At 43.0% G+C, this 3,904-nt stretch carries 1 protein-coding gene; it reads left to right on the top strand.

Annotated features, from left to right (window positions below):
- On the top strand, window positions 1-3,904 hold a 3,904-nt coding region (locus J7K40_03645; GenBank protein MCD6161492.1), incomplete at both ends, for a tandem-95 repeat protein.

The following is a 3,904-nucleotide window of genomic DNA, read 5'->3' as shown; positions in this document are numbered from 1 at the left end:
ACTAATGCGGCTTTTTACGACAGCGGCAGCGGGCATGGCTTATTTGAGTTTGACCCGGATTATACTCAGAGCGGCGTATATCAGGTAAGATTTATCGTATCCGATGGCGCATTGGCTGATACGGAACTTGTTGATATAACGGTCAATCATGTAAATATTGCGCCGGTGCTCGACCCGATAGGCTCATATAATATCGATGAGAATCAGCATCTTGAATTTGTGGTTACGTCCTCGGATTTCGACCTCGATCTCTTATCATTAACAGCAGAAAATTTTCCGAGTGGCGCTGCCTTTTTTGATTCTGCGAATGGTCATGGATTATTTACGTTCGATCCAAGTTATTTCCAAGCGGGAACTTATTTTGTAACATTTATTGTAGCGGATGGTGCTTTAGCTGATTCTGAAATTGTTCAGATTGATGTTCAGAATGTCAATCGTAGGCCTTCGCTCGATCATGTCGGTTCTCAGTTTACCGATGAAGGGGCTCATTTTGAATTGGTAATAACAGCTACTGATCCAGATTTGGAGGCAATTACTCTTACCGCTGAAAATCTTCCGACCAATGCGGCATTTTTCGATAGCGGCAATGGTCATGGTTTACTTGAATTTGATCCGGATTACAGTCAGGCAGGAATTCATTTTATTAGGTTTATCGTCAGCGATGGAGACTTGGCAGATTCTGATAATGTTGATATTACAGTTGCTGATGTTAATGTCGCTCCGGTTCTTGATCTTATAGGCGTGCAGAATATCGATGAAGGTCAACATTTTGAGTTTGTAGCAACCTCCTCCGATTTTGACGGCAATAGCTTAACTCTTATCGCTGAAAATATACCTACTAATGCCGCCTTCTTTGATAGCGGTAACGGGCACGGCCTGTTTGAATTCGACCCCGATTACACTCAAAGCGGTGTATATTCGGTAAGATTTATTGTCAATGACGGCGCGCTTGCTGATACCGAATTAGTAGATATAACCGTTAATCATGTTAACCTTGCGCCCGTGCTTTCAGGCATTACTACGCCGCAGTCAGTCGATGAAAATCAACTGCTGCAATTTAATATTGATGCCTCTGATTTTGATGGCACTATACCTAATATGTCTGCATATAATATGCCTGCGAATGCCGCTTTTTATGATAGCGGCAACGGTGTGGGTACGTTTAGTTTTACTCCCGATTATTTTCAGGCCGGTTCATATACTATAACTTTTGAGGCTTCTGATGGAGCGCTTGCCGACAGTCAAGATGTTGTAATTGATGTCAATAATATTAACAGAAGGCCGGAGATTACGCCTGTATCTGCCCAGAATGTAGACGAAGGCGATTCTCTTGGATTCCTTATCAATGCTTCCGATCCGGACTTGGAAGCTCTTACGCTTACAGCGGAAAACATAATGTCGAATGCCGCTTTTTACGATTCGAGTAATAATACTGGTTTATTTTCGTTTACGCCTGATTATACTCAAACCGGAAGCTATATTGTAAGATTCATTGCTAATGATGGAGATCTTAGTGATACTATTTTTGTTGATGTTAGCGTCAATGCGATAAATGCAGTCCCGGAATTAGATTCAATTCAAACCCCGCAAGTTGTGGGTGAAACTGATGCTTTACAAATACTTATCACAGCTAATGATGCTGATATGACAATACCAATATTGACCGCCGAAGGCATTCCAACCAATGCCTCATTTCATGATTCAAGCGATGGTACGGGTGGGTTCTATTTTAACCCTGTTTATGGCCAGGCTGGCGGTTATGATGTTTTATTTATCGCTGATGATGGCGAGTTTGCCGATAGTCAATATGTTCATATTAATGTGGTAGTTACCAATGTCGCTCCAATTCTAGCGGCAATTGATTCACAAACCGTAGCCGAGGGCAGCACGCTCGATCTGGTAGTTGCTGCAACCGATCCTGATGCTACAACGCCTTTTATTACCGCTCAAGATCTGCCCACTAATTCTACATTCTATGATAGCGGCAATGGCCATGCTTTGTTTGAATTTATTCCTGATTATGACCAGATGGGAGATTATACTGTAACAGTAATTGCTTCTGATGGTTCTTTATCAGATACCGGATATATTTATATAACGGTCGATCATACTAACCTGGCGCCGGTTCTTGATGCTATCGGTTCGCAGAATGTTGATGAGAACAGTCATCTTGAGTTTGTGATAACTTCGAGTGATTTTGATTTGGATGTGTTGACGCTAACTGCAGAGAACCTGCCGGTTAATGCAGCGTTTTATGATTCAGGCAACGGTCATGGCTTATTCGAGTTTGACCCCGATTACACTCAGGGCGGCGTCCATCAGGTGCGGTTTATCGTATCCGACGGCGTGCTGGCCGATACGGAGCTGGTGGATATCACGGTTAATGATATTAACCTGGCGCCGGTGCTTGACGCTATAGGCGCGCAGAATGTCAACGAGGGCACTCATCTTGAGTTTATTGTTACTTCATCTGATTTTGATTTGGATGCTTTAACCTTAACAGCTGAGGATTTGCCATCTAACGCAGCTTTTTATGATAGCGGCAATGGTCATGGCTTATTCGAGTTTGACCCTGATTATAGCCAAAGCAATATATATCAGGTTCGGTTTATAGTGGATGATGGTGCGATAACTGATACCGAACTGGTGGATATAACGGTTAATGATGTGAATGTATCGCCGGTTCTTGACCCGATCGGCGCGCAAAATATAGACGAAAATCAGCATCTTGAATTTGTGGTTACATCATCTGATTTTGACCTTGATGCTTTGATATTAACGGCTGAGAATATGCCAACGAACGCTGCTTTCTTTGACAGCGGCAATGGTCATGGCTTATTTGAGTTTGACCCTGATTATACCCAGAGCGGTATATATCAGGTGCGGTTTATTGTATCCGATGGCGCATTAGCCGATACTGAACTTGTCGATGCAACAGTCAATCATGTTAATGTTGCGCCGGTTCTTGATCCGATAGGCGCACAGAATATTAATGAAGGACAGCATCTTGAGTTTGTGGCAACGTCATCAGATTTTGATATTGATGTTTTGACATTAACGGCTGAGAACTTGCCAACGAACGCTGCTTTCTTTGACAGCGGCAATGGTCATGGCTTATTTGAGTTTGACCCTGATTATACCCAGAGCGGTATATATCAGGTGCGGTTTATTGTATCCGATGGCGCATTAGCCGATACTGAACTTGTCGATGCAACAGTCAATCATGTTAATATCGTGCCGGTTCTTGATCCGATAGGCGCTCAGGCAGTAGATGAAGGACAGCATCTTGAAATAGTGGTAACGTCATCTGATTTTGATTTGGATGCTTTAACGCTTACGATTGAAAACCTGCCGACTAATGCCGTATTTTTCGATTCTGGCAATGGTCATGGCTTGTTTACGTTCGATCCCGATTATACGCAGAGAGGAATTTATTCAATAAGGGTTATTACTAGCGATGGTTCTTTGGCCGATTCAGAGTTGGTTGATATTACAGTTGATCATGTGAACCTGCCGCCGGTACTCGATCCGATAGGCGCACAGAATATTAACGAAGGACAGCACCTTGAATTTGTAACTACTTCGTCTGATTTTGATCTTGATGCCTTGATTTTGACTGCAGAGAACTTGCCGGCTAATTCGGCGTTCTTTGACAGCGGTAATGGTCACGGCTTATTTGAGTTTGATCCCGATTATTCTCAGAGCGGGGTGCAGCAAGTAAGATTTATTGTATCGGATGGTGTTTTGACTGATACCGAACTCGTAGACATAACTATAAATCATGTGAACATAGCTCCGGTACTTGACCCGATAGGCTCGCAGAATGTAGATGAGGGTGATCTTCTTAAATTGGCGGCGGCATCGAGTGATTTTGATTTGGATGTTTTGGTGTTGACGGTTGAGA

Source organism: Candidatus Zixiibacteriota bacterium (genome assembly GCA_021159005.1).
In the GTDB taxonomy this organism is placed as follows: Bacteria; Zixibacteria; MSB-5A5; order UBA10806; family 4484-95; genus JAGGSN01.
Note: the sequence above shows the minus strand (reverse complement) of the source record. Positions and strands in the feature narration are given on the sequence as shown.